This is a genomic window from Arenimonas fontis, assembly GCF_008386465.1.
GTDB lineage: Bacteria > Pseudomonadota > Gammaproteobacteria > Xanthomonadales > Xanthomonadaceae > Arenimonas > Arenimonas fontis.
The window spans coordinates 202,970-228,312 of sequence record NZ_VUOD01000003.1 but is presented as its reverse complement, the minus strand read 5'-3'; the positions used below and the strand labels follow the sequence as shown (position 1 = coordinate 228,312).

Annotated in this window: 21 protein-coding genes and 1 riboswitch; of the genes, 6 read left to right on the top strand and 15 right to left on the bottom strand. The window is 70.6% G+C overall.

The window, feature by feature from the left end:
• Window positions 1–40 precede the first annotated feature (40 nt).
• Genes F0415_RS05350 through F0415_RS05335 form a run of 4 tightly spaced genes read right to left on the bottom strand, consistent with a single transcriptional unit; the run spans window position 41 to window position 3,464 of the window.
• A complete protein-coding gene (locus F0415_RS05350) occupies window positions 41–646 on the bottom strand; it encodes an ABC-type transport auxiliary lipoprotein family protein (RefSeq protein WP_149860170.1) in 606 nt (201 codons plus the stop codon).
• A complete protein-coding gene (locus F0415_RS05345) occupies window positions 643–1,566 on the bottom strand; it encodes an MlaD family protein (RefSeq protein WP_149860169.1) in 924 nt (307 codons plus the stop codon). Before F0415_RS05345 ends, F0415_RS05350 begins: the two co-directional genes overlap by 4 nt.
• Before the next feature lie 3 nt (window positions 1,567–1,569).
• Window positions 1,570–2,358 (bottom strand): ABC transporter ATP-binding protein, encoded by a 789-nt coding sequence (locus F0415_RS05340; RefSeq protein ID WP_246149890.1) that lies wholly within the window; start codon window positions 2,356–2,358, stop codon window positions 1,570–1,572.
• On the bottom strand, window positions 2,355–3,464 hold the full coding sequence (locus F0415_RS05335) for an MlaE family ABC transporter permease (protein ID WP_149860167.1): 1,110 nt from the start codon (window positions 3,462–3,464) through the stop codon (window positions 2,355–2,357). Before F0415_RS05335 ends, F0415_RS05340 begins: the two co-directional genes overlap by 4 nt.
• A 44-nt stretch (window positions 3,465–3,508) precedes the next feature.
• On the opposite strand from F0415_RS05335, the gene F0415_RS05330 reads away from it, so the two are divergent.
• A complete protein-coding gene (locus F0415_RS05330) occupies window positions 3,509–4,786 on the top strand; it encodes a threonine/serine exporter family protein (protein ID WP_246149889.1) in 1,278 nt (425 codons plus the stop codon).
• A gap of 159 nt (window positions 4,787–4,945) precedes the next feature.
• Here the strand turns inward: F0415_RS05330 and F0415_RS05325 are convergent, their stop codons facing one another.
• The 3 genes from F0415_RS05325 to F0415_RS05315 all read right to left on the bottom strand — a co-directional run bounded on the left by F0415_RS05325 (window position 4,946) and on the right by F0415_RS05315 (window position 7,758).
• A complete protein-coding gene (locus F0415_RS05325; RefSeq protein ID WP_149860165.1) occupies window positions 4,946–5,332 on the bottom strand; it encodes an H-NS histone family protein in 387 nt (128 codons plus the stop codon).
• Between the two features lie 143 nt (window positions 5,333–5,475).
• Complete coding sequence (locus F0415_RS05320) at window positions 5,476–7,176, bottom strand: proline--tRNA ligase (RefSeq protein ID WP_149860164.1); 1,701 nt, start codon at window positions 7,174–7,176, stop codon at window positions 5,476–5,478.
• Window positions 7,177–7,362: 186 nt separating this feature from the next.
• Window positions 7,363–7,758 (bottom strand): DUF4124 domain-containing protein, encoded by a 396-nt coding sequence (locus F0415_RS05315; protein ID WP_149860163.1) that lies wholly within the window; start codon window positions 7,756–7,758, stop codon window positions 7,363–7,365.
• A 100-nt stretch (window positions 7,759–7,858) separates the two neighbouring features.
• Here F0415_RS05315 and pssA point away from each other — a divergent pair, with 100 nt between their 5' ends.
• The 4 genes from pssA to F0415_RS05295 all read left to right on the top strand — a co-directional run bounded on the left by pssA (window position 7,859) and on the right by F0415_RS05295 (window position 12,463).
• On the top strand, window positions 7,859–8,620 hold the full coding sequence (pssA, locus tag F0415_RS05310; protein WP_149860162.1) for a CDP-diacylglycerol--serine O-phosphatidyltransferase: 762 nt from the start codon (window positions 7,859–7,861) through the stop codon (window positions 8,618–8,620).
• The gene (locus tag F0415_RS05305; RefSeq protein WP_188310297.1) at window positions 8,617–8,967 is read left to right on the top strand and encodes a hypothetical protein; all 351 of its coding nucleotides are present in this window, start codon (window positions 8,617–8,619) and stop codon (window positions 8,965–8,967) included. The genes pssA and F0415_RS05305 overlap by 4 nt, the downstream gene beginning before the upstream one ends.
• A gap of 6 nt (window positions 8,968–8,973) precedes the next feature.
• On the top strand, window positions 8,974–9,444 hold the full coding sequence (rimI, locus tag F0415_RS05300) for a ribosomal protein S18-alanine N-acetyltransferase (RefSeq protein ID WP_149860160.1): 471 nt from the start codon (window positions 8,974–8,976) through the stop codon (window positions 9,442–9,444).
• A 133-nt stretch (window positions 9,445–9,577) separates the two neighbouring features.
• Window positions 9,578–12,463: a valine--tRNA ligase gene (locus F0415_RS05295; protein WP_149860159.1), complete on the top strand. Its 2,886-nt coding sequence runs from the start codon at window positions 9,578–9,580 to the stop codon at window positions 12,461–12,463.
• A gap of 57 nt (window positions 12,464–12,520) precedes the next feature.
• Here F0415_RS05295 and pepQ read toward each other — a convergent pair whose 3' ends face one another.
• Entirely contained in the window at window positions 12,521–13,837 is a 1,317-nt protein-coding gene (gene pepQ / locus F0415_RS05290) for a Xaa-Pro dipeptidase (RefSeq protein WP_149860158.1), read from the bottom strand.
• A gap of 67 nt (window positions 13,838–13,904) precedes the next feature.
• On the opposite strand from pepQ, the gene F0415_RS05285 reads away from it, so the two are divergent.
• Complete coding sequence (locus F0415_RS05285) at window positions 13,905–16,568, top strand: bifunctional diguanylate cyclase/phosphodiesterase (RefSeq protein WP_149860157.1); 2,664 nt, start codon at window positions 13,905–13,907, stop codon at window positions 16,566–16,568.
• Here the strand turns inward: F0415_RS05285 and F0415_RS05280 are convergent.
• The 7 genes from F0415_RS05280 to rph form a co-directional block, all read right to left on the bottom strand.
• Window positions 16,552–17,658 (bottom strand): FAD:protein FMN transferase, encoded by a 1,107-nt coding sequence (locus tag F0415_RS05280; RefSeq protein WP_188310296.1) that lies wholly within the window; start codon window positions 17,656–17,658, stop codon window positions 16,552–16,554. The two genes, F0415_RS05285 and F0415_RS05280, sit on opposite strands and share 17 nt — an antisense overlap.
• Window positions 17,633–17,992 (bottom strand): PilZ domain-containing protein, encoded by a 360-nt coding sequence (locus F0415_RS05275; RefSeq protein WP_149860155.1) that lies wholly within the window; start codon window positions 17,990–17,992, stop codon window positions 17,633–17,635. Before F0415_RS05275 ends, F0415_RS05280 begins: the two co-directional genes overlap by 26 nt.
• The gene (locus tag F0415_RS05270) at window positions 17,989–20,424 is read right to left on the bottom strand and encodes a DUF1631 domain-containing protein (protein ID WP_149860154.1); all 2,436 of its coding nucleotides are present in this window, start codon (window positions 20,422–20,424) and stop codon (window positions 17,989–17,991) included. Before F0415_RS05270 ends, F0415_RS05275 begins: the two co-directional genes overlap by 4 nt.
• Window positions 20,425–20,568: 144 nt before the next feature.
• The gene (locus F0415_RS05265; RefSeq protein WP_188310295.1) at window positions 20,569–22,383 is read right to left on the bottom strand and encodes a TonB-dependent receptor domain-containing protein; all 1,815 of its coding nucleotides are present in this window, start codon (window positions 22,381–22,383) and stop codon (window positions 20,569–20,571) included.
• A gap of 135 nt (window positions 22,384–22,518) precedes the next feature.
• A riboswitch (cobalamin riboswitch) is annotated at window positions 22,519–22,699 on the bottom strand.
• A 102-nt stretch (window positions 22,700–22,801) separates the two neighbouring features.
• Window positions 22,802–23,956 (bottom strand): radical SAM family heme chaperone HemW, encoded by a 1,155-nt coding sequence (gene hemW, locus F0415_RS05260; protein WP_149860152.1) that lies wholly within the window; start codon window positions 23,954–23,956, stop codon window positions 22,802–22,804.
• Window positions 23,957–23,959: 3 nt separating this feature from the next.
• On the bottom strand, window positions 23,960–24,556 hold the full coding sequence (rdgB, locus tag F0415_RS05255; RefSeq protein WP_149860151.1) for an RdgB/HAM1 family non-canonical purine NTP pyrophosphatase: 597 nt from the start codon (window positions 24,554–24,556) through the stop codon (window positions 23,960–23,962).
• The gene (rph, locus tag F0415_RS05250) at window positions 24,557–25,300 is read right to left on the bottom strand and encodes a ribonuclease PH (RefSeq protein ID WP_149860150.1); all 744 of its coding nucleotides are present in this window, start codon (window positions 25,298–25,300) and stop codon (window positions 24,557–24,559) included.
• Between the last annotated feature and the right edge of the window lie 43 nt (window positions 25,301–25,343).

Here is a 25,343-nt window from a genome sequence, read left to right as displayed (position 1 = left end):
GCCCCAGTGCCGCTGGCCGCTGGGAACCAGGGAAGACCCCTTACTCTGAGCCCGGGTTGCCTTGGACGAGGGTCCAGGCGATCAGGTCGGCGGCGAGCGCTGACATGGCCTGGCCGAAGGCGGGGGCGATGTCCACGACTTTCGGGGAGGCTGGTACCACTTCCCGGCGGAAACGCTGGCTGGCGACGCGGCCGGCGTTGCGCTGGATCAGCCTGGCCTGCACGTCCACCACCACCGTCGGCCGGCCGTCGGCGTAGACGGTTTCGAAATGACGGATCTCCGTCAGCAGCAGGACATCGCCGCGGCCGCTGCTGCCCAGGCGCATCACCGAACGGAAGCGGCCGCTGTCCTCGAAGGCCTGCACCAGCGCGGTTTGCAACATTTCCGGCGCCGTGTCGGCCCAGCGCGCGCCCTTGTAGGCCTGTACCTGGTAGGGCGTCGGCCGCACCGCGATGCGGGTCGAGTCGATCGTCTGGCTGGCCATCGGTGTGCCGATCGCCACCGACCAGTCCACCGACGGCCAGGCCGGATCGGCCTGCACCGGCGCCATCGGCGAGTACACCTGCACGACGGTCTTGGGCCCGCCCAGGCCCAGGCAGCCGGTCAGCAGCATGGCGAGGGCGAAGGCGCAGAGGCGGCGGATCATGGTTCGAACTCCTCGGGCTGTTCCTTGCCGAGCAGGTAGCCGGCAGGGTTGTTCTCCAGACGTTCCACCAGCTCGTCCAGCTCGCGGATCAGGCCGCGCAACTGGCGCATGGTCGGGCCGACCTGGCTCAGGCCATCCTGGCTGAACTGGGCGATGGCCTCGCGGTTCTCGCCGAGAATGACGGCGGCGCTGCCGCTGGCCGACTCGAGTTGGTTCAGGGTGCGGTCGAGGCGGGCGACCAGGCCGGGCAGCTCCTGCACCAGGCCCTCGTCGATACCGGTGACGGCCCGGTCGGCGCGGGCCAGGGTCTGGTCCAGCCGTTCGGCAGCACTGCGGGCGTTGCGCAGCAGTGCGGCGATTTCCTCGCGTTCTTCCGCGATGGCGCCGGTCACCTGATCCAGCTGCTCCAGGGTGCGGGTCACGCGTTCGACATTGGCGTCGCTGAGCAACCGGTTCACCCGGTCGACGATTTCGCTTGCGGTGGCGGCGATGTTCTGCAGGGCCGAAGGCTCGCTCTGGATACGCGGCACTTCGCGGCCGCGACCGCCTTCCAGCAGCGGCGCGCCGGGGCTGCCGCCGGTGAGCTGGATCACGGCGACGCCGGTCAGGCCGGTCAGGGTCAGCTTGGCCCGGGTGTCGGTGCGCACGGGCGTGTCGGCATGCAACCGCACCCGGGCGATCACCTTGCGCGGATCGTCCCGGTCCAGCCGCAGCTCGCGCACGGCGCCGACGCTGATGCCGCTGTACAGCACCTGGCTGCCGACGCTCAGGCCGGTCACCGCTTCCTCGAATACGACTTCGTATTCGCCGTAGGCGCGTTCGCTGGTGTATTTCGCCGCCCACAGCGCGAACAGCACGGCGCCCAGGCACACCGCCAGGGTGAAGGCACCGATCAGTACGTGGTTTGCGCGGGTTTCCATGGCTCAAGCCTCCTGGGCCCTTGCGGCCTGCGCGGCGCGGCCGCGCGGCCCGTGGAAATAATCCTGCACCCAGGGATGGTCGAAACGTTCGACCTCCGCCAGCGGGGCGGCGACCAGCACCCGGCGGTCGGCGAGCACGGCCACGCGATCGCAGATGGCGTACAGGGTGTCGAGGTCGTGGGTGATCAGGAAGACGGTCAGGCCGAGCGCGCGCTGCAGCGACTTGATCAGCCCGTCGAAGGCGGCGGCGCCGATCGGGTCGAGGCCGGCAGTGGGCTCGTCCAGGAACAGCAGGGCCGGGTCCAGGGCCAGGGCGCGGGCGATGCCGGCGCGCTTGCGCATGCCGCCGGACAGTTGCGAAGGCAGCTTGGCGCCGGCGTCCTCGGGCAGGCCGGCCATGCGGATCTTCAGCATGGCCAGGTCGTGCACCATGTCGGCCGGCAGTTGCGGATAGTGTTCCTTCAGCGGCACCGCCACGTTCTCGGCCACGGTCAGCGAGGAGAACAGGGCGCCGCCCTGAAACAGCACGCCGGTGTTGCGCTCGATCAGGCCCGACTCGCGCGCCTGCCAGGACAAGGCATCCACGCCCAACACCTCGATGCTGCCGGCCTGGGGCGGCCGCAGGCCCAGGATGGCGCGCATCAACACCGACTTGCCGGTGCCGGACCCGCCGACCACGCCCAGGATCTCGCCGCGGCGCACGTCCAGGTCGAGGTTCTCGTGCACCACCTGGCTGCCGAAGCTGTTGCGCAGGCCGCGCACGCGGATGGCCAAGTCCGGTTCGGCGCTCACCAGTCCATCTCCATGAAGAACATGGCGGCGAAGGCGTCGATCAGGATCACCAGCGAGATGGTCTGCACGACGCTGGAGGTGGTGCGCTCGCCCACCGACTGGGCCGTGCCCTGTACCTGGAAGCCTTCCAGGCAGCCGATCAGGGCGATCACCATGGCAAAGATCGGCGCCTTGGACAGGCCGACCCAGAAATGCCGGATCTCGATGGTTTCATGCAGCCGGGTCAGGAACATCTCCGGTGTGAAGCCCAGGCTGGCCACGCTCACCGCCATGCCGCCTGCGATGCCGGCGATCATCGCCAGGAAGGTCAGCAGCGGTAGCATCACCAGCAGGGCGAACAGGCGCGGCAGCACCAGTAGTTCGACCGGATCCAGGCCGAGGGTGCGGATGGCGTCTATCTCCTCGCCGCTCTGCATGGCGCCGATCTGGGCGGTGAAGGCGCTGGCGGTGCGGCCGGCCAGCAGGATGGCGGTCAGCAGCACGGCGAACTCGCGCAGGAAGGCGATGCCGACCAGTTCGACCACGAAGATCTCGGCGCCGAAGTCGCGCAACACGCTGGCGCCCAGGAACGCGATCACCGCGCCGACCATGAAGCTCAGCAGCAGCACCAGCGGCACCGCGTCCAGGCCGACCTGCTCCATGTGGTGCACGGTCGGGGTCAGGCGGAAGCGGGCCGGGCGCAGCAGCACGCCCAGGCCGGTTTTCAGGCTCAGGCCGAGAAAGCCGACCAGGGCCAGCACCTCGCGGGTGACGTCGTCCACGGCATGGCCCATGCGTGCCAGCATCTCGCGCACGCCGTAATCCTTGCGCCGGCGCCGCGGCGGCGCCTCGCAGAGGTCGCGCACGGCGGCGGTCAGGGCCTGGAACTCGGGCCGGACTTCGACCGTGGACAGGCCCAGCCCGGCTTTCACCGCGTAGCGCGACAGCATCATGGCGCCGGCGGAATCCAGCCGGGTGATGTCGCGACCATCGATGTCCTGGGCACGCCGCGGCGCCGATTCCACCAGTGCCAGCATCTCGGCGGCATGCGCCAGGGTCCACTCGCCCCGCGCGCGCAGGATGCCCGGGTGGCTTTCGCTGGGTTCGATGCTGGGCGTCTGGCTCATCGCTTCCGCGGATGCTAGGCCGGGGCTCAGGATAGCCGGTTTTCGTGCCATGCTTGCCCGCCATGGACGACGCCGCCAGCCACTCCCGGGCGAGTTTCGAGGCCCGCACCGGCTTCCTGGCCGAACTGGCCTCGCGCCTGCACGCCTACGGCACCACCGCGCAGCGCCTGGAGGCGGCGGTGGAGGGCGTGGCGGCACGGCTGGGCATAGACTGCGAAATCTGGGCCAACCCTACCGGCATCATCCTGAGCTTCGCCGACCCGGTGCGCGGGGCCGACAACGGCATTACCCGGGTGCTGCGCTTGCCGCCGGGCGAACAGGACCTGAGCCGGCTGGCGGCCACCGATGCCGTGGCCGAGGACGTCCTGGCCGGCCGGCTGGCCCCGGCCGACGGCATGGCGGCATTGCGGGCCCTGGACCGGCCGCGCACGCGCCGGGCCCGGACCCTCACCGCGGTCAGCTTCGGCCTGTCGGCCGGCGCGGTGGCGGTGTTGCTGGGGGCAGGGGTGGCCGGCGCGATCACGGCGGCCGCCACCGGCCTGGTCACCGGCAGCCTGGCGGTTGCGGCGGAGAATCGCCCGCGCCTGAGCGAGGGTCTGGAAGCGCTGGCGGCGGCGGTGGCCACCTTGCTGGTGGCGGCGGTGGCCAGCTTCGTCGCGCCCATCGCCTACAAGACGGTGGTGATCGCCTCGCTGATCGTGCTGATGCCCGGCCTGATGCTGACCAACGCCGTCAGCGAACTGGCGGCGCAGCAGCTGGTGGCCGGTACGGCCCGCTTCGCCGGCGCGATGATGAGCCTGCTCAATCTCACCTTCGGCACGGTGGCGGCGACGCAGCTGGTCAGGCTGCTGGGCTGGCCGCTGCAGGAGGCACCGGCGGTGTTCCCGTCCCTGCCGCTGGAGCTGGGCGCGCTGGCACTGGCGGCCTTCGCCTTCGCGGTGCTGTTCCGGGCCGGCCTGCGTGACTATCCGCTGGTGATGGCGTCGGTGCTGCTGGGCTACGCCCTGACCCGCATCGGCGGCGAGTGGCTGGGGCTGGCCTCGGAGAACTTCGCCGGTGGCGCCTTTTTCGCCGGCATCGGCATCGCCGCGGTCAGCAACGCTTACGGGCGCTGGCGCAACCGGCCCGGAGCGCTGATCCGGGTGCCGGGCATCATCCTGCTGGTGCCCGGCAGCGTGGGTTTCCGCAGCCTGAATTTCGTGATGGAGCGGGACGTGTTCCTGGGCCTGGATACCGCTTTTGCCCTGGTCACGGCGCTGGTGGCCCTGGTCGCGGGCCTGTTGTTCGGCAATCTCCTGGTGCCGTCCAGGCGGAACCTGTGAGAGCGCCGGCGAAAGCCCGGGTCTGGTCCGCCGGGCTGGTGCCATGTCGCCGGGATCCGGGGTCTGGCCGCTTGCGGTCAGACCCCATGCCGGGCCCGGCCTGAAGCCCTTGGGCTCAGGTCCCTCCAAGCATGTACCGCCGTGTCGCGGCGGTCCGGCTCATTTGATCAGGAAGTCTTCCAGCTTCTTGCCCTTGGCCAGTTCGGCCGACAGCCACCTGGGCGGCATGCCGCGACCGGCCCAGGTCTTGCTGGCGTCGCCGGGGTGACGGTACTTGGGCGGAACCTTGCGGCCCTTCTGCGCCGACTTGCGTGCCGACTTGCGCGCCGGCTTGCCGGCCGCCTTCACTCCCGCCTTGGCCCGGACCAGGCGGGCGGTGCCGAACAGTTCCTCGACGGTATAACCCTCGGCCCTGGCCAGGGAAACGATCTTCTTGCGCACGGTGGCCGCCGGCTTGCGTTTGGCCAGCGCCTTCCGGCGTTTGTCGGCTTCGGCGATCAGGGCCTGGAGTTCCTTGGCCGAAAGGCCTTCGAGATTGATGCCCATGCTTTCCTCGGTGTTCTGCTGCGATTGGAGCGGTTGTCCGGGACAACAGCCCGGGAAACGCCGATGGTAACCAGCATGACGCCGCCGGCGAAACCCCGCGGGCGGCGCATCCGGTTTCGCGCACGGGTATCGGCGGCGTTTTCTCAGGCCAGGCCGAGGCGGGCCATCAGGGCGGCGCGGTCGAGGTTTTCGCTGTCGGCGGCGCGGCGGGCGCGGTACTCGAAGGTGCCCGCGTCCAGTCCGCGGCCGGAAACCACCACCCGGTGCGGAATGCCGATCAGCTCGACGTCGGCGAACATCTGGCCGGGGCGCAGGCCGCGGTCGTCCAGCACCGCGTCCACTCCGCGGTCGCGCAGGTCCCGGTACAGCGCCTCGGCGGCCTCGGTCACCGCAGCGTCGCCCTTGGGGTTGATCACGCACACCGCCACCGACCAGGGTGCCATCGGCTCCGGCCAGCAGATGCCGTTGCCGTCGAAGTTCTGCTCGATGGCCGCGGCGACGATGCGCGAGACGCCGATGCCGTAGCAGCCCATGTGCATCACCTGCGCCTTGCCTTCGGCGTCCAGCACGGTGGCGCCCATGGCCTCGGCATACTTCCGGCCGAGCTGGAACACGTGGCCGACCTCGATGCCGCGGGCTAGCCGCAGCGTCCCCCGGCCATCCGGCGAGGGGTCGCCTTCCACCACGTTGCGGATGTCGGCCACCAGGTCGGGCTCGGTCAGGTCGCGGCCCCAGTTCACGCCGGCCAGGTGCCAGCCCCTGCGGTTGGCTCCCACCACGAAGTCGGCCATGGCGGCGACGCTGCGGTCGGCGATCACGGTGACGGGCCTGGCGGGTTTCACCGGGCCCAGGAAGCCGGGCTCGCTGCCCAGGTGTTCGGCGATCTCGGCCTCGGTGGCCAGGCGGTATTCGCCCAGGCCGGGCAGCTTGGCCAGCTTGATCTCGTTGAGCGCATGGTCGCCGCGCACCAGGGCCAGCACGAAACCCTGTTCACCCACCAGCGCCACCGATTTCACCGTGCGCGAAAGCGGAATGCCCAGCAGGGCCGCCACCTCTTCGCAGGTCTTTTGGGCTGGCGTTTCCACTTCGCGCAGGGTCTCGGTGGCGGCGGGGCGCGGGCCCGGCGCCAGGGCCTCGGCCATCTCGACGTTGGCGGCGTAGTCGCTGCCGTCGGAGAAGGCGATGGCGTCTTCTCCGGAATCGGCCAACACGTGGAACTCGTGCGAGGCGCTGCCGCCGATGGCGCCGGTGTCGGCGGCCACGGCGCGGAAGCGCAGGCCCAGGCGGCTGAAGATGCGCGCGTAGGCCTCATACATGACCCGGTAGGTCTCGGCCAGGCTGTCGGCGTCCAGGTGGAAGGAATAGGCGTCCTTCATCAGGAACTCGCGCGCGCGCATCACGCCGAAGCGCGGCCGGATCTCGTCGCGGAACTTGGTCTGGATCTGGTAGAAGTTGACCGGCAGCTGCTTGTAGGAGCGCAGCTCGTTGCGGGCGAAGTCGGTGATCACTTCCTCGTGGGTCGGGCCGTAGCAGAACTCGCCGTCCTTGCGGTCCCTGATCTTGAGCAACTGGCCGCCGAACTTTTGCCAGCGGCCGGTTTCCTCCCAGAGCTCGCGCGGCTGGATCGAGGGCATCAGCATCTCGATGGCGCCGGCCCGGTCCATCTCCTCGCGCACTATCGCCTCGACCTTGCGCAATACCCGCAGGCCCAGCGGCGTCCAGGTGTAGAGACCGGCGGCGAGCTTGCGGATCATGCCGGCGCGGAGCATCAGCTGGTGACTGACGATCTCGGCGTCGGCGGGGGTTTCCTTGCTGGTGTGCAGGTGGAAGCGGGAAAGGCGCATCGGCAGGCCAGGCACGGGGACAGGGCCGGCCATTGTACCGGCGCCGGCCCGGCCGTCATGCCCGGGCGGCACGCAGGGCGGGCGGGCCTTCGCCGCCGGCGGGCCCGGACGACACCCGGGCGCCTGCGGCGCCGGTTCCGGCTGGCGCAGGCGGGCCGGACCCCGGCCAGGGCCGGGGCCAGCGGCTCAGGATTCGGGTTCCTGCGCGCAGTAGGCCTGCATCTGCCGGCGGGCGATGTCGGTCTCCGCGGCGCGCTCCTCGGCCGTGTATTCCTCCATCACGCCGTCGCCGTCCTTGTCGCGTTGCAGGCGCTTGTCCGAGCTGAGCAGCTCGTAGTTGGCCCGGGCCTTTTCGCAGGCCTGCTCGACCGGCGACTTGGCCGGGGCCTGCTCGCCGGCCGGCGGCGCTTCGCCGGTGTCGCCGCTCACCTGGCGCGCCTGCGAACCTTCCAGTTCGGTTTGCGAGTAGACGTTCACCCCGTCTTCGGTGGTGGTCTTGTACACGGTGACCTTGTCCTCGGCCGCCAGCAGCGCGGATGCCGGGGCCAGGGCCAGGGTGGCGATCAGGACGATGCGGTTCATGGCAGTGCTCCGGACGGCGGGAGCCCCGTGATACCACCAGGGCCAAAGCCCCGCAAGGCGGAGGCTGCTGGCCCGGCCCGGGAGCCGCTACACTTCCGCCATGCAGCCCACCGACGACCACAACGCCGCCCGCGGCCGCGGCATCTACCTGTTGCCGAACCTGCTCACCACGGGTGGCCTGTTCGCGGGTTTCTACGCCATCCTGGCGGCGGCCAGCGGCCATTTCGAGAACGCTTGCATCGCGGTGTTCGTGGCGGCGCTGTTCGACGGCGTGGACGGCCGGGTGGCCCGCCTGACCGGCACGACCAGCGAGTTCGGCGTGCAGTACGACTCCCTGGCCGACCTGGTCAGCTTCGGCATGGCGCCTTCGCTGGTGATGTACCACTGGGCCCTGGTCGGCTTCCGGGCCGACGGGCCGGTGCTGGCCAAGGTGGGCTGGGCAGCGGCCTTCCTGTACGCGGCCTGCGCGGCCCTGCGCCTGGCCCGGTTCAACACCCAGGTGGCGGCGGTGGACAAGCGCTGGTTCATCGGCCTGGCCAGCCCGGCGGCGGCGGCCCTGGTGGTGTCCTTCGTCTGGGCCATGACCAGCTTCGGCTATGCCGGCCAGGCCCTGCGCTGGTCGGCCCTGCTGGTGACCGTGACAGCCGGCCTGCTGATGGTCAGCCGGATCCGCTATTTCAGTTTCAAGGGTTTTCCCAGGGGCGACCGGGTACCCTTCTACGTGATGGCGCTGGTGGTGCTGGTGATCGCGGTGCTGTTCATCGCCCAGGCCAAGGGCCTGTTCGCCATTGCTTTGCTTTACGCCCTGTCCGGGCCGGCCTGGTGGGCCTGGACGCGGATCCGGCGCAGACCCGCGACATGAGCTGGAGCCAATCCCAGCGGGCGATCCTGGAGGCCATGGGCTACACCCTGTATGTCCGGCCGGGCGACGGGTTGGCCGAAGCCGCGCCGGCAGGCGGCGTGCAGCTCGGCGATACGCCGGCGTCCCGCGCGCATTCGCCGGCGACCGCCGCGCCGCCGGCGGGTCTGCGGCCGGCGACTGGGCCGTCCCGGCCGGGAGGGTTCGAGCGGCTGGAGGCGGCCCTGCGCCGCGCCGCCCGCGGCCGCGAGCTGGCCCACGTGCTGCCGCCCCTGGCCGAGCTGCGCGCCAGTCCGGCCGCCAAGCGCGCCTTCTGGCCGGTCCTGCGCGCCTTGCGTCGTTTGCACTGAGCCGGCATGAACGCGCGGCCCAGCGACGCCGCCCGGATGCGACCGATGCGCCAGGCCGACATCGAGGCGGTGATGGCGATCGAGTCGCGCGCCTATCCGTTTCCCTGGACGGCCGGCATCTTCCGCGACTGCCTGCGTGCCGGGCATCACTGCTGGGTGCTGGAATCGGCGCAGGGAATCATCGGCTACGGCGTGCTGTCGGCGGCGGCCGGCGAGGCGCACATCCTCAACGTCTGCGTGGCGCCGGAGCTGCAGGGCCAGGGCCATGGCCGCCGCCTGCTGCGCCGGCTGGTGGACCTGGCGCGCTGGCACCATGCCCACCAGGTCTTCCTGGAGGTGCGGCCGTCCAACCCGCGGGCGATCGCCCTCTACCACAGCGAAGGCTTCAACGAGATCGGCCGCCGGCCGAACTACTACCCGGCCGCGAAGGGGCGCGAGGACGCCATCGTCATGGCCATGGCCCTGCTGCCGCGCTGAGCCCTGCTCAGCCCCGGCGAGGTGGCGCCGGACCGCGCGGGAGAGCGGATTTGGTAGGATTTGCGGCCTTTCCCGCCCCGTTTCCGCCCATTTTTCCGCCCGGCCCGCGCCGGGCCCGCATCGTTTCCGGCCCATGGACAAGAGCTTCGAACCCGGCACCTTCGAGACCAAGTGGTATCAGCGCTGGGAGGCCGCCGGCTGCTTCCGGCCCTCGGGCGCGGGCAAGCCCTACACCATCATGCTGCCGCCGCCGAACGTCACCGGCACCCTGCACATGGGGCATGCGTTCCAGCACACGTTGATGGACGCGCTGATCCGCTATCACCGCATGAAGGGCCACGACACGCTCTGGCAGGTGGGCACCGACCACGCCGGCATCGCCACCGAGATGGTGGTGAGCCGCAATCTCGAGCGCGAGGGCAAGGGCGAGACCCGCGACTCCCTGGGTCGGGACAGGTTCGTCGCCAAGGTCTGGGAATGGAAGCGCCAGTCCGGCGACACCATCACCCGGCAGATGCGGCGCCTCGGCGCCAGCGCCGACTGGAGCCGTGAAACGTTCACGATGGATCCCGGCCCAAGCCGGGCGGTGACGGAAACCTTCGTGCGCCTGTACGAAGAGGGGCTGATCTACCGCGGCCAGCGTCTGGTGAACTGGGACCCGGTGCTGAAGACGGCGATCTCCGACCTGGAGGTGGTGAACGAGGAGGAGGAGGGTCGGCTGTGGTCCATCCGCTACCCGCTGGCCGACGGCAGCGGCGAACTGGTGGTGGCCACCACCCGTCCCGAGACCATGCTCGGCGACAGCGCCGTGATGGTGCACCCGGAGGACGAGCGCTACGCCCACCTGGTCGGCAAGACGGTGAAACTGCCGCTGAGCAATCGCGAGATCCCGGTCATCGCCGATGCCTACGTGGACCGCGCATTCGGCACCGGCGTGGTGAAGGTGACGCCGGCGCACGATTTCAACGACTACGCGGTCTGGAAGCGTCACGTCGAGTCCGGCGTGTTCGACGGGCTGCCCAATCGTGGCCTCATCAACATCTTCACGCCGGACGCCCGTGTCGTCGGCGGCACCGACCCGGACGCGGTGACGGCGGGCAGCGTCGCGGCCTCCGCGATGAGTGCGCTCGAGGCCGGCATTGCCGACGATACGGTGATTCCAGGCATTCCGGAGCGGTACCGTGGCCTGGACCGTTTCGCCGCCCGCAAGGCGATCGTCGCCGACCTCGAGGCCGCCGGCCTGCTGCTCGAGGAGAAAAGGCACCGGCTGATGGTGCCGCGCGGCGACCGCACCGGCCAGGTGATCGAGCCCTACCTGACCGACCAGTGGTTCGTGAGGATGGACGCGCTGGCCAGGCGCGGCCTGGAGCTGGTCGAAAGTGGCCAGGTGCGCTTCGTGCCGCCGAACTGGATCAACACCTACCGGCACTGGATGCAGAACATCCAGGACTGGTGCATCAGCCGTCAGCTCTGGTGGGGCCACCGCATCCCGGCCTGGTACGACGCCGCCGGCAAGGCCTACGTCGGCCGCAGCGAGGCGGAAGTGCGGGCCGAACACGGCCTCGGCGACGACGTCTGGTTGCAGCAGGACAGCGATGTGCTCGAAACCTGGTTCAGCTCGGCGCTCTGGTCGCACAGCACGCTCGGCTGGCCAGACCCGGAAGCGATGGAAATGCGGGGCTTCCACCAACGCTTGCCGACCTCGGTGCTGGTGACAGGCTTCGACATCATCTTCTTCTGGGTGGCCCGGATGATCATGATGACCGACCACTTCACCGGCAAGGTGCCCTTCCGCGACGTCTACATCACCGGCCTGGTGCGCGATAAGGATGGCCAGAAGATGTCCAAGTCCAAGGGCAACATCCTGGACCCGATCGACCTGATAGACGGCATCTCGCTCGAGGAGCTGGTGGCCAAGCGCACCGCCGGCCTGATGCAGCCGCAGATGGCGCAGAAGATCGAAAAGGCCACCCGCAAGGAGTTCCCGGACGGCATCCCGGCCTTCGGCGCCGACGCCCTGCGTTTCACCTTCGCCTCGCTGGCCACCCATGGCCGCGACATCAAGTTCGACCTGGCCCGCTGCGAGGGCTACAAGAACTTCTGCAACAAGCTGTGGAACGCCGCCCGCTTCGCCCTGATGAACTGCGAGGGTTTCCAGGCGGAAGGCCTGCCGCAGCCGCGCAGCGATGCCGAGCGCTGGATCCTGCACCGCTTCAACCAAATGCTGCGCGAGCTGGAGGCGGCCTATGCCGACTACCGCTTCGACCTGGCCGCCCAGGCCTTGTACGAGTTCGCCTGGAACGAGTACTGCGACTGGTTCGTCGAGCTGGCCAAGCCGGCCCTGCAGGGCGGCGATGCGGCCGCCGCCGACAGCACCCGGCATACCCTGCTGCACGTGCTCGAGCAGCTGCTGCGCGCCCTGCACCCGATCATCCCCTTCGTCACCGAGGAGATCTGGCAGGCGGTGGCGCCGAAGCTGGGCCGCGGCGGCGACAGCATCAGCACCCAGGCCTGGCCGGAGCCGCAGCCGGCTTTCGACCAGGCCGAGGCGGCCGCCGACATCGAATGGCTGAAGTCGGCCGTCAGCCAGATACGCTCGATCCGCAGCCAGATGGGCATCGCGCCCTCGAAGGCGGTGCCGCTGCGCCTGCAGGACGGCGAGCCGGCCGACCGCGAGCGCATCGTCCGGCACACGCCGGCGCTGAAGTTCCTGGCCCGCCTGGACGGCATCGAGTGGATCGAGGGCGAGGCGCCGGTGGCGGCGGCGGCCGTGCTCGGCGCGCTCAAGCTGCTGATCCCGCTCGAGGGCCTGATCGACCTCGGCGCCGAGCGCGCGCGCCTGGACAAGGAGCTCAGGCGCATCGCCGCCGAGATCGGCAAGTGCGAGGCCAAGCTGGGCAATGAGACCTTCGTCAACAACGCACCGGCCGCCGTGGTCGAACAGGAACGCCAGCGCCTGGCCGACTGGACCGCCCAGCACACCGCCCTCTCCGCCCAGCGCGCGCGGCTCGGGGAATGATCGCCGGCGTCAGGATCGGGTTCCAGCCGCGGCTCACGCCGCCGACATCCCCCCGCCTCAAGCGCCGGCGAAAGCGGCGCGGGTGAGGTTTTCCGGGTCGCCGTCGGTGCAGTGGACTTCGTCTTCGATGCGGACGCCGCCGTAGGGCAGCAGTTGCTCGACACGGTTCCAGTCGACGTGCCTCGCCTGCGGCGTCTGCTTCAGCTTCGCCAGCAGGGTAGGGATGAAGTACAGGCCCGGTTCGATGGTGACGACCATGCCCGGCTCGAGCGTCCGGGTCATGCGCAGGAAGGGATGGCCCTCGGGGCGCGGAATCGGCCGGCCGTCCTCGTCGCTCAGGCCGGCCACGTCGTGCACCTGCAGGCCGATCGGGTGGCCCAGGCCGTGCGGGAAGAAGGTGGCGCTGACGCCGGTGGCCAGCATCTCGTCCGGGTCCATGGCGACGATGCCCAACTGGCGCAGCACGCCGCCCAGTCGAAGGTGGCATTGCAGATGCAGCTGGCGATAGTCGGTGCCGGCCCGCACCCCCGCGCACAGGGCCTGCTGCTCGGCGTCCACCGCCTGCAGCAGCTCGGCGAAACCGCCGTCGCCGTTGCCCCAGGTGCGGGTGATGTCGCTGGCGTAACCGTCCACCTCGGCGCCGGCGTCGATCAGCAGGCTGAGCGAGCGCGCCGGCGCGCCGGTCTGCTTGTACTGGTAGTGCAGGGTGGCAGCGTGCTCGTTCAGGCCGACGATGTTGTTGTAGGGCAGGTCCAGGTCGGAGTGGCCGGTGGCGGCCAGGTAGGCGGCGTGGATCTGCGCCTCGGAGGCGCCAGCCAGGAAGGCCTCGCGCGCAGCCCGGTGGCCCGGCACCGCCCGGCGCTGGGCGGCGCGCATGCGGTCCAGTTCGTAGGGTGTCTTGTAGGCGCGGTGGTAGTGCAGGTAGTCCAGCAGGGCCTTGGGGTTGTTGGGCTCGAAACCGGGCAGGGCGGCATCGGCTTCGCCGATGATGGCGCGGCGGCCCTCGCGCGGCAGGTGCTGCGCCGCCTCGGCCGGATCGCGGACCACCCGGATGTCGAACTCGTCCAGCCAGACGCCTTCCGGGGCGGCCGGCGGCACGTGCCAGTAGTCGTCCGGCTGGTAGTAGGCCAGCACCGGCTTGCGACCGGGGGTGTAGGCCAGCCAGCAGTGCGGATGCCGGGTCAGGGGCAGCCAGGCCTTGAACTGGGCGTTGACCTTGAAGGGGTAGGGCCGGTCGTCCAGGAACTCGTGCTTCTCCACGCCCGAGGTCACGAGCAGGTGGTCGAACCCGCTTTTTTGCAACGCACGATCAACGCGCGCCTTGATTGTTTCGAGGTGGGCGCGATATAGAGTGGCGAGTTCGCGGTTGGACATGACGCGTACCGGGCAGGGAAGCAGGCCCGGATTGTGCCGCAACGGCGGCCCCGACGCAGGAGAGCGGATGGAAACGCGGCGGCACAAGGAGGGGGCGTCGTCGGGCCGCTCGGCCTGGTGGTGGAGCCTTGCGGCACTGGGCCTGGGCCTGGCGCTGAGCCTGATGGCGGCGGCGACCCATCGCGATTCGCTGGCCACGGCCGAACGGGTCCGCCTCGAACGCCTGGCGGCGAGCGCCTTCGACGCGGTCGAAGCCAAACTGCTCACCTGCGGCCTGCTGGTGCGCTCGATGCAGGCACTGTTCCTGGCCTCGGAACGGGTCACCGACCAGGAGTTCCAGGCCATGTACGACAACCTGCGGCCGCGGGAACAGTTCCCCAGCCTGCAGGCCGTCGCCTACGCCGAGAAGCGGGTGCTGGCCGGCGGCGAGGGAGAGGGCAGCGTGCGTTACATCACGGTGCTCGCGGCGCCCCGGTCCGGCAACGATCGCCTGTTCGGCCTGGATGTGGGCAGCCAGCCCGCCAACCTGACCGCCCTGCGGTTCTCTCGCGATTCGGACCGGGCGGTGATGTCGGGCCCCTTCGAGCTGATCCAGCGGGCCGGCATGCCCGGTCCCAATGACGGCGTGACCATCCGCCTGCCGGTGTTCAGCCCGGGGCCGCGGCCGCGTGACCTCGCCGAGCGCCGCGCCCGGGAGATTGGCTCCCTGGCGGCTTCCTTCCGGGTCAGCCGCCTGATCGGCGACGCCTTGCCGGCGGAAGCGCGCGAACGTTTCGCCCTGCGGGTGTCCGACATCAGCGAGGCGGAGCCCGCCCTGCTGTTCGCCGACGAGGACCTGGATACGGTTGCCGGCGACCAGCCGATGTTCTACACGCGCGAGCTGTCCTTCGGCGGCCGCACCTGGCGCCTGGAGGCGGTGGCGCGGCCCGATCCGGCGGCGGCGGCGTGGCTGCCCTGGCTGACCCTGGCCATCGGCGTGCTCGCCAGTGCCCTGATGGCCACCCTGGCCTGGTCCATCGCCAGCACCCGCTCGCGGGCCCTGGCCCTGGCGGGGGAACTGTCCGCCCAGTACCGCGAGAGCGAGGAGCGCTTCCGCGCCTTGAACGAACTGCTGCCGGCCCTGGTGGTGCTGGCCAGGGCGGAGGACGGTTCGCTGGTGTACGCCAACCAGGCGTTCAGGGATCGCTTCGGCACCGACGCCAATCCGCATCTGCCCCTGCTCGAGCTGATCGAGGAGCCGGCCTTGCGCGAACGGGTGGCCGCGATCACCCGTAGCCCCGGCAGCATCGTCAACGAGACGGCCAGGCTGCGGGCGCCGGGCCAGTCGCCGTTCTGGGCCACGCTGTCGGTGTCGCTGATCCAGCTGGAAGGCCGGCCGCACCTGCTGGCGGTGGCCAACGACATCACCGAGTTGCGTGTGCTCAGCGAGGAGCTGAGTTACCAGGCCAGCCACGACTCGCTGACCAACCTGTACAACCGCCGCGAGTTCGAACGCCGGCTGGATGCCGCCATCGCCGCCCTCGACGCCGGCGGGCCGAGCTGCGCGCTGCTCTACCTCGACCTGGACCAGTTCAAGCTCATCAACGATACCTCCGGGCACTACGCCGGCGACCAGCTGCTGGCGCAGCTGGCCAGCCTGCTGGCCGGCATCCTGCCCGAGGGCGTGCTCATGGCCCGTCTGGGCGGGGACGAATTCGCGGTGCTGGCCGAGGGTGTCGAGGAAGCCGCGGCCATGGCCCTGGCCGAACAGGTGCGGTCCACCATCGACGGCTATGTGTTTGGCTGGGAGGACCGCAACTACAGCATCAGCGCCAGCATCGGCGTGGTGATGATGCGCGGTCCGGGCCTGAGCCAGCGCTCGCTGCTGGCGCATGCCGACACTGCCTGTTACATGGCCAAGGAACGCGGCCGCAACCGGGTGCACCTGTTCTCCGAGCAGGATTCCGAGACCAGCAAGCGGCGCAGCGAGATGGAATGGGCCGGACGCATCCGCGAAGCGCTTGCCGATGGCCGTTTCGAGCTGCACTACCAGGAGCTTGCGCCGCTCTGGCACGGCGAGCAGGCCGAGGGCGTGCACGTGGAGATGCTGGTGCGGATGCGCGACGAAAGCGGCGCGATGGTCCCGCCGGGCGCCTTCATCCCGGCCGCCGAACGGTTCGGGCTGATGCCGCAGCTGGACCGCTGGGTGGTGGAGACCGCGCTGGCCAACTTCGGGCACCTGCATGCCTCCGATCGCCCGGTGCATCTATGCGCCATCAACCTGTCCGGGCCGACCTTCGAGGACAATGCCTTCGCCGAGTTCGTGCTGCGGGCGCTGGACGACTACGGGGTGTCCCCACAGCGGATATGTTTCGAGATCACCGAGACTGCCGCGGTCAGCAACATGGCGCGGGCGGTGGAGTTCATGCAGCGGCTGCGCGCGGCCGGCTGCCGGTTCGCCCTGGACGATTTCGGTTCGGGCATGGCCTCGTTCGGCTACCTGAAGAACCTGCCGGTGGACTACATCAAGATCGACGGCAGCTTCATCCGCAACATCGAGACCGACCCGGTCAGCTATTCGATCGTGCGGGCGGTGACCGACATCGGCCACCAGCTCGGTCTGCAGGTGATCGCCGAATGGGTGGCCGACGAGCGCGCTCGCGACCTGCTGCGCGGCCTGAGCGTGGACTACGCCCAGGGGTTCGCCGTGCACCGGCCGGAGCCGGCGGCCTGCTTCAGGAAGCGGGACTGAGGACGGCCGGCGCGGCGCAGTCCGGGCCCAGGTCCAGCGGTTCGCCCAGCGGGACCGGTTGCCGGAACAGGCGCAGCCGCCGGGACATGGCCGCCGTCACCAGCAACTCGTTGTCCTCGGTCACCATCAAAGCGCAGCCGAGGCCCAGGCTCCGTACCATGTCCGCGAAGCCGGCGGGCCCGGCCACGAACAGCGCCGTGGCGCCGGCATCGGCCAGCACCGGATCGGGGTGCAGCACCGCGACGGCCGCGGCGCCGCGGGCAGGGTAGCCCGTGCGCGGGTCCAGCACGTGCGGCCAGCGCGAGCCGGCGGGCGAACTGCGGAACTTGTGGTAGTTGCCGGAAGAGAACAGGGCCTCGCCGTCGCCCAGCTCCAGGCCGCCCAGGACGCCGCCGAACGGGTCGCGCAGGTTGACCTTCCACGGCCTGCCCGCACCGTCGCCCAGGGCGACGATGTCGCCGCCGAGGTTCACCAGCGCGTTGCGGATGTCGTGCCGGCGCAGGATGTCCAGCAGGGCTTCGCTGGCCGCGCCCTCGGCGATGGCGTCGAAGTCCAGCCGTACGCGGGGATCGCCGCTGGACAGCCGGTCTGCCTGCACCCGTACCGACCGCAGGCTCGGCGGCGACCGGCGCCAGGCTTCCAGGACCGGCTCGGCCGGCGGCGGCGTGTGCACCGGGAAAGTCGAGGTATGAAAGCCCCAAGCCTCCACCAGGTCACCGATGCCCGGATCGAACAGGCCGCCGGTCGCCTCGACCAGGGGGCGAGAACGTTCGACCAGGGCGATCACCGAGGCCGGAGCGCGGGCCGATTCGCCGCGGGCGAAGGCCTCGTTGATGCGGGTGACGTCGGACGGCTCCCAGGCATGCCATTCACGCTCGTACTGCTGCAGCAGCGCCGACGCCTCGGCGAGCGCCGCCTGCGCCGCGGCCGGGTCGGCGTCGCGAATCTCGATGTCGGCCAGGGTGCCGAACACGTGCAGCCGCTCGAAGCGGGCCTCGGGCGACGGCCGGCAGGCTGCCAGCAGGACGGCCAGCAGCAGTACCAGCCCGACTGACCGGCGGGACTCAGACGTACTGGCTGCCTGGCGCATCCACCCACTCGCGGATGAAGGCGACATCGTCCGGCGCCACGTCAATGAAGCGGAATCCGGTCCAGACCTGGCCCGGCGCGGCGGCATCGTCCGACCACAGCTCGTGCGCGCCGACCTCGATGCTGCGCATGCCGCCGCCCTCGACCGGCAGCAAGAAGCGCATCTGGTACAGCGCGTCGTCCACCAGCGGCCGGCCGAGCACCAGCAGCATTCCGGTCTCGGACAGGTTACTGAGTTTCCCGACCACCTCGCCGGTCATGGTGTCGGTGACGTCCACGCTGAAGCCGACCTTGCGGCGCTTGGCGCGGCGGTAATCGGTGCTGGGCTGGTTCATCTGGCGGGCACCTCGGCCGGCGTCTGTCCGGCGAAAGAGCGCAGGGCATTCATGACGGCGTTCCAGGCGCGGTCGATCAGTGTCCCCTTTTCTTCCTCGACCACGCGCACCTCGCCCTTGACCATGGCCTTGGCCAGACCCTCCAGGGTGTGTTCGCCGACCTTCTGGCCACGGTGGTTCACGAACAGCACGTGGCCGGTGACGGTGGAGAACCAGGACAGCCGGCGCCGGACCTTCTCGCCGTGGCTGGTCCTGAACTCGAACCAGGTGCCGAAGGGCAGGTGCTTGATCTGGTCGAGCCGGGCCTGTTCTTCGGCCGACAGCGTCACCTTCTTCTTGCGCGCCTGTTGCAGCTCCTCGCCGAGCCGGGCCCTGGCCTTGAGCCGCATGGTCAGCTCGGTGCGGCTGGCGGCGTTGTCGTCCTCGGTGTTGGTCTGCGGCTCGACCAGGCGTTGGGCAATCGCCGCCGCCTCCTCGTTGTGATAGCCGACCTGGGACAGCGAGGTCTCGATTTCCTGACGCAGGCTGGCGGCCTCGGTAGCGGACACAGGCGACTGTCCGGGCGGCGCCTTGGCAACCGAAATCAGCCGTTCGGCGATTTCCAGTTGCTGCGTCCAGGCCTCGGAATCCTCGCCGTGACGCAATGCCGTCAGCGCCATGACGTCGGTCCAGGCCTGGCTGAGCAGGGTGTGGGTGAACCGGGGCAGGTTCTGCTTCTTCAGCAGGGCTTCGACCGAACTGGCGGCGCGCTCCCGGGCCAACGCCAGCCGCTCCTTGCCGCGCGCCGCTTCGACATGCCGCTTCTCGGCGACCTCGGCCTTTCGGGAAATGGTCTGCAGGTGGGCGCTCAGGTCCTCCAGCAGGTTGTTGAACAGGTCCAGGTTGCCGTCGAACTCGCGCACCGTGCGGTCCACGACGGTCTGCATCTTGCCGATCAGCTGCTTGTCGGCGTCGTCCTCGCCCAGCCAATAGGCGCCAGTTTCGGCGATGGCGTTGAGCATCTGCCGGGCCGGATGTTGCTGCCGGGTGAAGAAGGCCTTGTCCTGCAGGGCCACGCGCAGCAGCGGCACCTGCAGCTTCGACAGCAGCAGCGCCGCCGGGCTGTTGGGCCTGACGTCCTTCATCAGGTGGTCGAACAGCATGCCGACCAGGTCGATGGCGTCGCCGTCCTCCTCGGCCAGGGCCGGGGCCTTGCCGTCGGGGACGGCCTGGCGGAGCTGGGCCAGCAGGTCCTGCTTGAGGTGGTTGACGGTGCGCGGCGCCGGCTTGCCGTCGACCACCACCGTGGCCGGTGCCTTGTGCTGCAGGACACCCAGGGCCTGCTGCACCAGGTCGGTGGCGACCGGGATCCCGGCGTCTCCCGGCACGGTGCGACTACCGGTCAGCTTGCCCAGCAACTGCCGCCGCCCGGCCAGCAGCTGGCGCATCTGCTGGAAGGCGTCGCCGGCCGCGTCGCTGCCGGCGGCACCGGCGGCCGGCGACCCTGCGGGCATCGCGCCGCCGCCGGGGACGCCGTCGCCGGCGGATGCGGGCCTGCCGCCGGCGCCGCCCACCCCGCTGCCCCGGTATGCGCCGCCGCCGCCGTATCCGGCCGGGCTGCCGCCCGGTCCGGCCGCGGCGGCGCCGCCCAGGCCGATTACGCCTCCGGCGTCTTCGGCACCGGCCTTGGCCGCGGGGCGCCGCGGTGTCGCCGGTGGTGCGCCGGCAGCGGCAGGACTGCCCGGCCGGACCCGCACCGGCACGTATTGCAGGTTCGGCAGCACGCCGTTGCGGGCCAGGTAGGTGTTCACCGATTCGACGAAGCTGCCGTACAGCGGCATCAGGTGACGCTCGAAAGTGCGGAACAGCAACAGGCGGTGTTCGCCGCCCAGCTCCAGGCATTCGGATGCCTGACGGATCATGCGGCACAGGGCCTGCGGGCCGATCGGCAGGTTTTCGGCATCGAATGCCGGCTTGCCGGCCAGCACGCCGAAGCGCTGGCCCAGCAGGTACAGCGGCAGGCTGTTGCGGACTTCGGCGCGGCCCGAGATCTCGGTCAGCACCGTGGCCTCGTCCAGCTCGACGTTCTCCACCAGGCTCAGTTCGCCGCCCGTGCGCAGGGCGCCTGGCGCCAGCCGCTGGCCGGTAGTGTCCCTGATGCAGGCCAGTTCCGCCTCGAGCAGGATCAGGAACCGCGGCACCAGGTCGGGCCGGGTGCGCTTGACCAGGCGCTGCGCCTCCAGCCAGCGGGTCTGCACCAGGTTGCTGCGGGCCTGCTCGGCGTACTTGAACAGTTGCTGTTCGAATTCGTTGAGCGTGGAGACCAGAACCCGTTCCAGCTCGTCCGAGGCGTACTCGAGAATCCCGCCGAGCAGGCTGCGGACGCGGTCGGGCAGCGGCCTGGACGCCAGGGTGGGCGCGGACGCGGCCGGCGGTTGGGCCGATGCGGGCATACTGCGCTCCGGAAGGATTCCCCGACCGGATTCTAGGCACAGCACGCCGCCCGCGCCTAGCAGGGTGTCGAAATCGGCTTGCCGGCGTCACCTCGGAGGCGGGGCCGGTCAGCCGGCCCGCACTCCGCCTGGCCGGTCAGGGGCTCAACTGCCGTTCCAGACGAGGCTCAGCACGCCGCTGCGACCCGGCGTCTCGTAACCGCGCACCAGTTCATAGTCCCGGTCCGTTAGGTTCTCTAGCCGCGCCTCCAGCCGCCAGCCATCGGTCATCGGCCAGCTCAGCCGCAGGTGCGCCAGCGCATAGGCACCGACGTCGCCGCCGACGTCGCGACGGGAAGAGACGTAGTCGCCGTCCAGGCCCAGCTCCAGGCCGTTGCCAAGGCGATACCCCAGCTCGACGTGCGCCTTGCGCCTGGCCCGGCGCAACAGCGCCAGACCGGTGTCCGCGTCCGTCGCATCCAGCCAGGCCAGGTTGCCGCCGGCGCTGAACGGACCGCGCTCGAAGCGGTAGTCCAGCTCGACGCCCTCCATGCGCGCGCGGGCGATGTTGATGGCGTTGTTGGTGCCGGGGGCGGCGAAGGCGATCATGTTGCGGACCCGGGTGCGGAACAGCGACAGCCCGAGCCGGTGCCCGTCGGCCGGCCGGACATCCCAGCCGGCTTCCCAGGTTTCCGATCGTTCGGGCTCGAGGTCGGGATTGCCGGCGAAACCGAAGCCGAAGTCCGGGTAGTAAAGCTCGTTGAAGTTGGGCGCCCGGAAGCCCTCGCCCCAGGACAGCCGGATCCGCGAGCGTTCGCCCAGATCCATGGCCCAGCCCAGCTGGCCGGTGCCGGCGCCGCCGTACTGGTCGCTGTGGTCGTGGCGGACTGACAGGTCCAGCACGTGCGCGCCGAACCGGCCGCCCCAGCCGGCGAACACGGCCCGGCTTTCGCGTTCGCGGTCGAACACCCGGCCATTGAAGCCGTCCCAGGATTCGCCGCGCTCGCGCTGGGCGTTCAGGCCGAGATTGAGCACGCCGCCGCCGACGTCCAGGCTGTTGACCCAGTCCAGGCTGTGCCTGCGGCTGTGGAAGCCGTTTGGAAAGCCGCCTTGCGAATCGAGGTCCTCGCGGGCGTGGCCGAGCGTGAGCAGGTGGCGCCAGCGCCCGCCGCCCAGCGGGCCGCCCAGGGTGAGGCCGCCGGAGGCGTTGCGGGCGGCGGTGACGCCCTGGTCGAACTCCACGTCGGCGTCGGTGAGGACGGCGCTGAAGCCCAGGCGCTGGCCGCCCAGGGCGGTATGGCCACGCAGGCCGAGATTGCGGTTCTCGTAGCCGTCGCGGTCCGGATCGAAAGCGAAGGCGCGGGCGTTGGTGGCCGAGAAGCCGCGCAGGCGCCCGTAGCCGGCACTGGCGCCGAAGCCGTGGTCGTCGTCGCCGACGCCGAAACCGGCACTGGCGCCGTAGCGGCCGTAGCTGCCGGCGTGCAGGCGCGCCGAGGCTTCGGACGGGTCGCGGGTGAAGATGTGGATCACGCCGGAGATGGCGTCCGAACCCCAGATCGCCGCGCGCGGGCCACGCACGATCTCGATGCGTTCGATCAGGTCCAGGGGCAGGTGGGCGAAATCGAACACGCCCTGGCCGGTGGAGGACACCCGGATGCCATCCACCAGCACCAGCGCATGGGTGGCATTGCCGCCGCGCAGGAACACCGTGCTGGCGCTGCCGGGGCCGCCGGTGCGGGCCACGTCCACGCCGGCCTGGCGGGCCAGCAGGTCGATCAGGTCGGGAGCCTGGCTGCGCTCGATATCGGCCCTGCTCAGCACGGTGACCGAGGCCGGCGTATCGGCCAGCGGACGCTCGACGCGGCTGGCGGTGACCTGGACGGCGTCCAGGGTGCGTGCGTCCTGGGCCGGCGCGGTTGCCGGCAGGAGGGACAGGGCGATCGCCGCGGCCAGCGCGGCGGGTCGGTGGGCATGGTGCATCGTTGCGGCTCTCCTGGTTCGCTCACCCGCGGCTCGGGGCAGTGCGCGGAAGGGAGAGGCGCAAGACCAGCGCGGACGCGCCGGCATCGCTGCCCCGTCGCCCTCCGCGACGTGCCTGCGGACGGCCGCGCGGGGGCGGCCGCCAGACCCCAGGCCGGTCTCCGGGCTTGCCTGCGGGCGCGGAATCTCGCGCCGGGCCGTCCGCCTTCCCATGCCGGAGCACAGTGGCGTGTTGGACGGTTTCGCAGGCCTACCGTTGCGGGGGCAGCGCCGGATTCGGACCGGCTTCCCGAGCACCTGGGGCAGGGGAAGTGTAGATGAAGACGGGCGCCGGTGGCAGGGCTGGCCCGGCGGCGCGGAAACCGCAGGTGCGGCATCGGCGGAGGGACTGGCGTTGCAGGGGTCCGCCGCGCGAGGCTCAGCCGCGCAGGAACAGGCCGATCACGTCATTGGTGAAGCGCCGGCCCATGGTGGTCGGCCGCACGGTATCGCCCTCGACCTGCAGCCAGCCGCGGCTGATGGCGGTGTCCAGTTCGGCGGAGATGCCGGAGCGCGGCATGCCGGTGCGCGCCTCGAAGTCATGCAGGGAAAATCCGTCCACCAGACGCAGGGCATTGAGCATGTAGTCGAAGGGACGGTCCTCGGGAGCGATCGGGTCGTCGCCGCCGATCGAAGCCGGGGTGCCGGCGGTCGCCAGATAGTCACGCGGGTTCTTCACTTTCCAGCGCCGACGGATCTCGCCGCTGGCGCCCAGACTCAGCTTGCCGTGGGCGCCGGCGCCGATGCCCAGATAGTCGCCGAAACGCCAGTAGTTGAGATTGTGCCGGCATTGCCGGCCGGGCCGGGCGTAGGCGCTGACCTCGTACTGGGCGTAGCCGGCATGCGCCAGGCGGGCGATGCAGGCGTCCTGCATGTCCCAGGCCGCGTCCTCGTCGGGCAGACCCTCGGGCGGTTTCGCCGCGAACACGGTGTTGGGCTCGAGGGTGAGGTGATAGTGCGAGACATGCGCCGGCGCCAGGGCGACGGCGCGCTCGACGTCGCGCAGGGCCATGCCCAGGTCCTGCCCGGGCAGGGCGTACATCAGGTCGAGGTTGAGGTTGTCCAGGCCGTCGTCCTGGGCCGACTTTACCGCCGCCTCGGCCTCGGCGCTGTCGTGGATGCGGCCGAGCCGGCGCAGGCAGCCGTCGTCGAAGCTCTGGATGCCGAAACTGATCCGGTTCACGCCGGCCTCGCGATAGGCGGCGAAGCGGCCGTGTTCGGCCGTGCCCGGATTGCATTCCAGGGTGATCTCGGCGTCAGGCGCAAAACGCAGTCGGGCCGAGCAGGCCGAGAGGATCTCGGCGATGGCGGCCGGCGGGAACAGGCTGGGCGTGCCGCCGCCGAAGAACACACTGTGCACGCTACGGCCCCAGACCAGCGGCAGGTCCTGTTCCAGATCGCGCACCAGAGCCTGGACGTACTTGCGCACCGGCAGTTCGCCGCTCAGCCCGTGCGAGTTGAAGTCGCAGTACGGGCATTTGCGCACGCACCACGGAATGTGGATGTACAGGGCCAGCGGCGGCGGGACCAGCATCGGTCAGATCTCGCGCAGGCGTTCGCGCAGGCGGGCGATGGCCTGGCCGCGGTGGCTGATCCGGTTCTTCAGTTCCGGCGCCAGTTCCGCCGCCGAGCGTTCGTGTCCGTCCGGCAGGAATACCGGGTCGTAGCCGAAGCCGCCGGTGCCGCGCGGCGCTTCCAGGATCCGGCCGTCCCAGGTGCCCTCGGCGATCAGCGGCTGCGGATCGCGGGCGTGTCGCAGCAGAACCAGCACGCAGTAGAAATGCGCGCGCCGGTCGGCGCCGCTCCGGCCGGCCAGTTCGGCCAGCAGCCTGGCGATGTTGGCGGCGTGGTCGCCGTGGCCGCCGGCGTAGCGGGCGCTGTACAGACCCGGCGCACCGCCCAGGGCCGGCACCACCAGGCCGGAATCGTCGGCCAGGGCAGGCAGGCCGGTCGCCTCGCAGGCCTGGCGGGCCTTGAGCAGGGCGTTCTCGACGAAGCTCAGGCCGGTTTCCTCGGCGTCCGGAACGCCGAGCTCGCCCTGGGCCACCAGGGCGAAGCCGGCTTCGGCCAGCAAGGGCTGCAGTTCGGCCAGCTTGCCGGTGTTCGAGGTCGCCAGGACCAGCCGCCCGGACATTCAGCCCCCGGCCAGGGCGGCGCGCTGGTGCGCGATCAGCTCGGCTACGCCCTTTTCGGCCAGCCCCAGCAGGGCCTCGAGTTCGTCGCGGCGGAAGGCGTGGCCCTCGGCGGTGCCCTGCAGCTCGATGAAACCGCCGCCGTCGTTCATGACCACGTTCATGTCGGTGTCGCAATCGCTGTCCTCGGCATAGTCGAGGTCCAGCACCGGCACGCCGCGGTAAAGACCGACCGAGACCGCCGCCACCGCTCCGATGACCGGCGAGCGGCCGGCCGGCGGCCTGATCGCGCCGGCGTCGAGCAGGCCCTGCACCGCGTCCACCAGGGCCACGTAGGCGCCGGTGATGGCGGCGGTGCGGGTGCCGCCGTCGGCCTGCAGCACGTCGCAGTCCAGGGTGATGGTGCGCTCGCCCAGCAGGCCGCGGTCCACGCAGGCGCGCAGGGCGCGGCCGATCAGGCGCTGGATCTCCAGGGTGCGGCCGCCCTGCCTGCCGCGTGCCGCCTCGCGCTCGCCGCGGGTGTGGGTGGCGCGCGGCAGCATGCCGTACTCGGCGGTCACCCAGCCCACGCCCTTGCCGCGCAGGAAACCGGGCACCTTGTCCTCGACGCTGGCGGTGCACAGCACGCGGGTGTCGCCGAAGCTGACCAGCACCGAGCCTTCGGCGTGCCGGGTGAAACGGCGTTGCAGGCTGACCTCGCGCATCTGGTCGGGCGCGCGGCCGCTCGGACGGGTGAATGCGGGCATGGGCGGTTCCGGCAATTCTCGGCCGGCTAGATTACCATTCGCC

What these genes read in the sequence shown, in the direction of transcription:
- F0415_RS05315 (WP_149860163.1), bottom strand. Translation starts at nt 7,758, where the DNA reads ATGAACCGCATCGTCCTGATCGCCACCCTGGCCCTGGCCCCGGCATCC.
- rph (WP_149860150.1), bottom strand. Translation starts at nt 25,300, where the DNA reads ATGCCCGCATTCACCCGTCCGAGCGGCCGCGCGCCCGACCAGATGCGC.
- pssA (WP_149860162.1), top strand. Translation starts at nt 7,859, where the DNA reads ATGCAGCCCACCGACGACCACAACGCCGCCCGCGGCCGCGGCATCTAC.
- hemW (WP_149860152.1), bottom strand. Translation starts at nt 23,956, where the DNA reads ATGCTGGTCCCGCCGCCGCTGGCCCTGTACATCCACATTCCGTGGTGC.
- F0415_RS05275 (WP_149860155.1), bottom strand. Translation starts at nt 17,992, where the DNA reads ATGAACCAGCCCAGCACCGATTACCGCCGCGCCAAGCGCCGCAAGGTC.
- F0415_RS05270 (WP_149860154.1), bottom strand. Translation starts at nt 20,424, where the DNA reads ATGCCCGCATCGGCCCAACCGCCGGCCGCGTCCGCGCCCACCCTGGCG.
- F0415_RS05335 (WP_149860167.1), bottom strand. Translation starts at nt 3,464, where the DNA reads ATGAGCCAGACGCCCAGCATCGAACCCAGCGAAAGCCACCCGGGCATC.
- F0415_RS05285 (WP_149860157.1), top strand. Translation starts at nt 13,905, where the DNA reads ATGGAAACGCGGCGGCACAAGGAGGGGGCGTCGTCGGGCCGCTCGGCC.
- rdgB (WP_149860151.1), bottom strand. Translation starts at nt 24,556, where the DNA reads ATGTCCGGGCGGCTGGTCCTGGCGACCTCGAACACCGGCAAGCTGGCC.
- pepQ (WP_149860158.1), bottom strand. Translation starts at nt 13,837, where the DNA reads ATGTCCAACCGCGAACTCGCCACTCTATATCGCGCCCACCTCGAAACA.
- rimI (WP_149860160.1), top strand. Translation starts at nt 8,974, where the DNA reads ATGAACGCGCGGCCCAGCGACGCCGCCCGGATGCGACCGATGCGCCAG.
- F0415_RS05265 (WP_188310295.1), bottom strand. Translation starts at nt 22,383, where the DNA reads ATGCACCATGCCCACCGACCCGCCGCGCTGGCCGCGGCGATCGCCCTG.
- F0415_RS05345 (WP_149860169.1), bottom strand. Translation starts at nt 1,566, where the DNA reads ATGGAAACCCGCGCAAACCACGTACTGATCGGTGCCTTCACCCTGGCG.
- F0415_RS05305 (WP_188310297.1), top strand. Translation starts at nt 8,617, where the DNA reads ATGAGCTGGAGCCAATCCCAGCGGGCGATCCTGGAGGCCATGGGCTAC.
- F0415_RS05280 (WP_188310296.1), bottom strand. Translation starts at nt 17,658, where the DNA reads ATGCGCCAGGCAGCCAGTACGTCTGAGTCCCGCCGGTCAGTCGGGCTG.
- F0415_RS05325 (WP_149860165.1), bottom strand. Translation starts at nt 5,332, where the DNA reads ATGGGCATCAATCTCGAAGGCCTTTCGGCCAAGGAACTCCAGGCCCTG.
- F0415_RS05295 (WP_149860159.1), top strand. Translation starts at nt 9,578, where the DNA reads ATGGACAAGAGCTTCGAACCCGGCACCTTCGAGACCAAGTGGTATCAG.
- F0415_RS05320 (WP_149860164.1), bottom strand. Translation starts at nt 7,176, where the DNA reads ATGCGCCTTTCCCGCTTCCACCTGCACACCAGCAAGGAAACCCCCGCC.
- F0415_RS05350 (WP_149860170.1), bottom strand. Translation starts at nt 646, where the DNA reads ATGATCCGCCGCCTCTGCGCCTTCGCCCTCGCCATGCTGCTGACCGGC.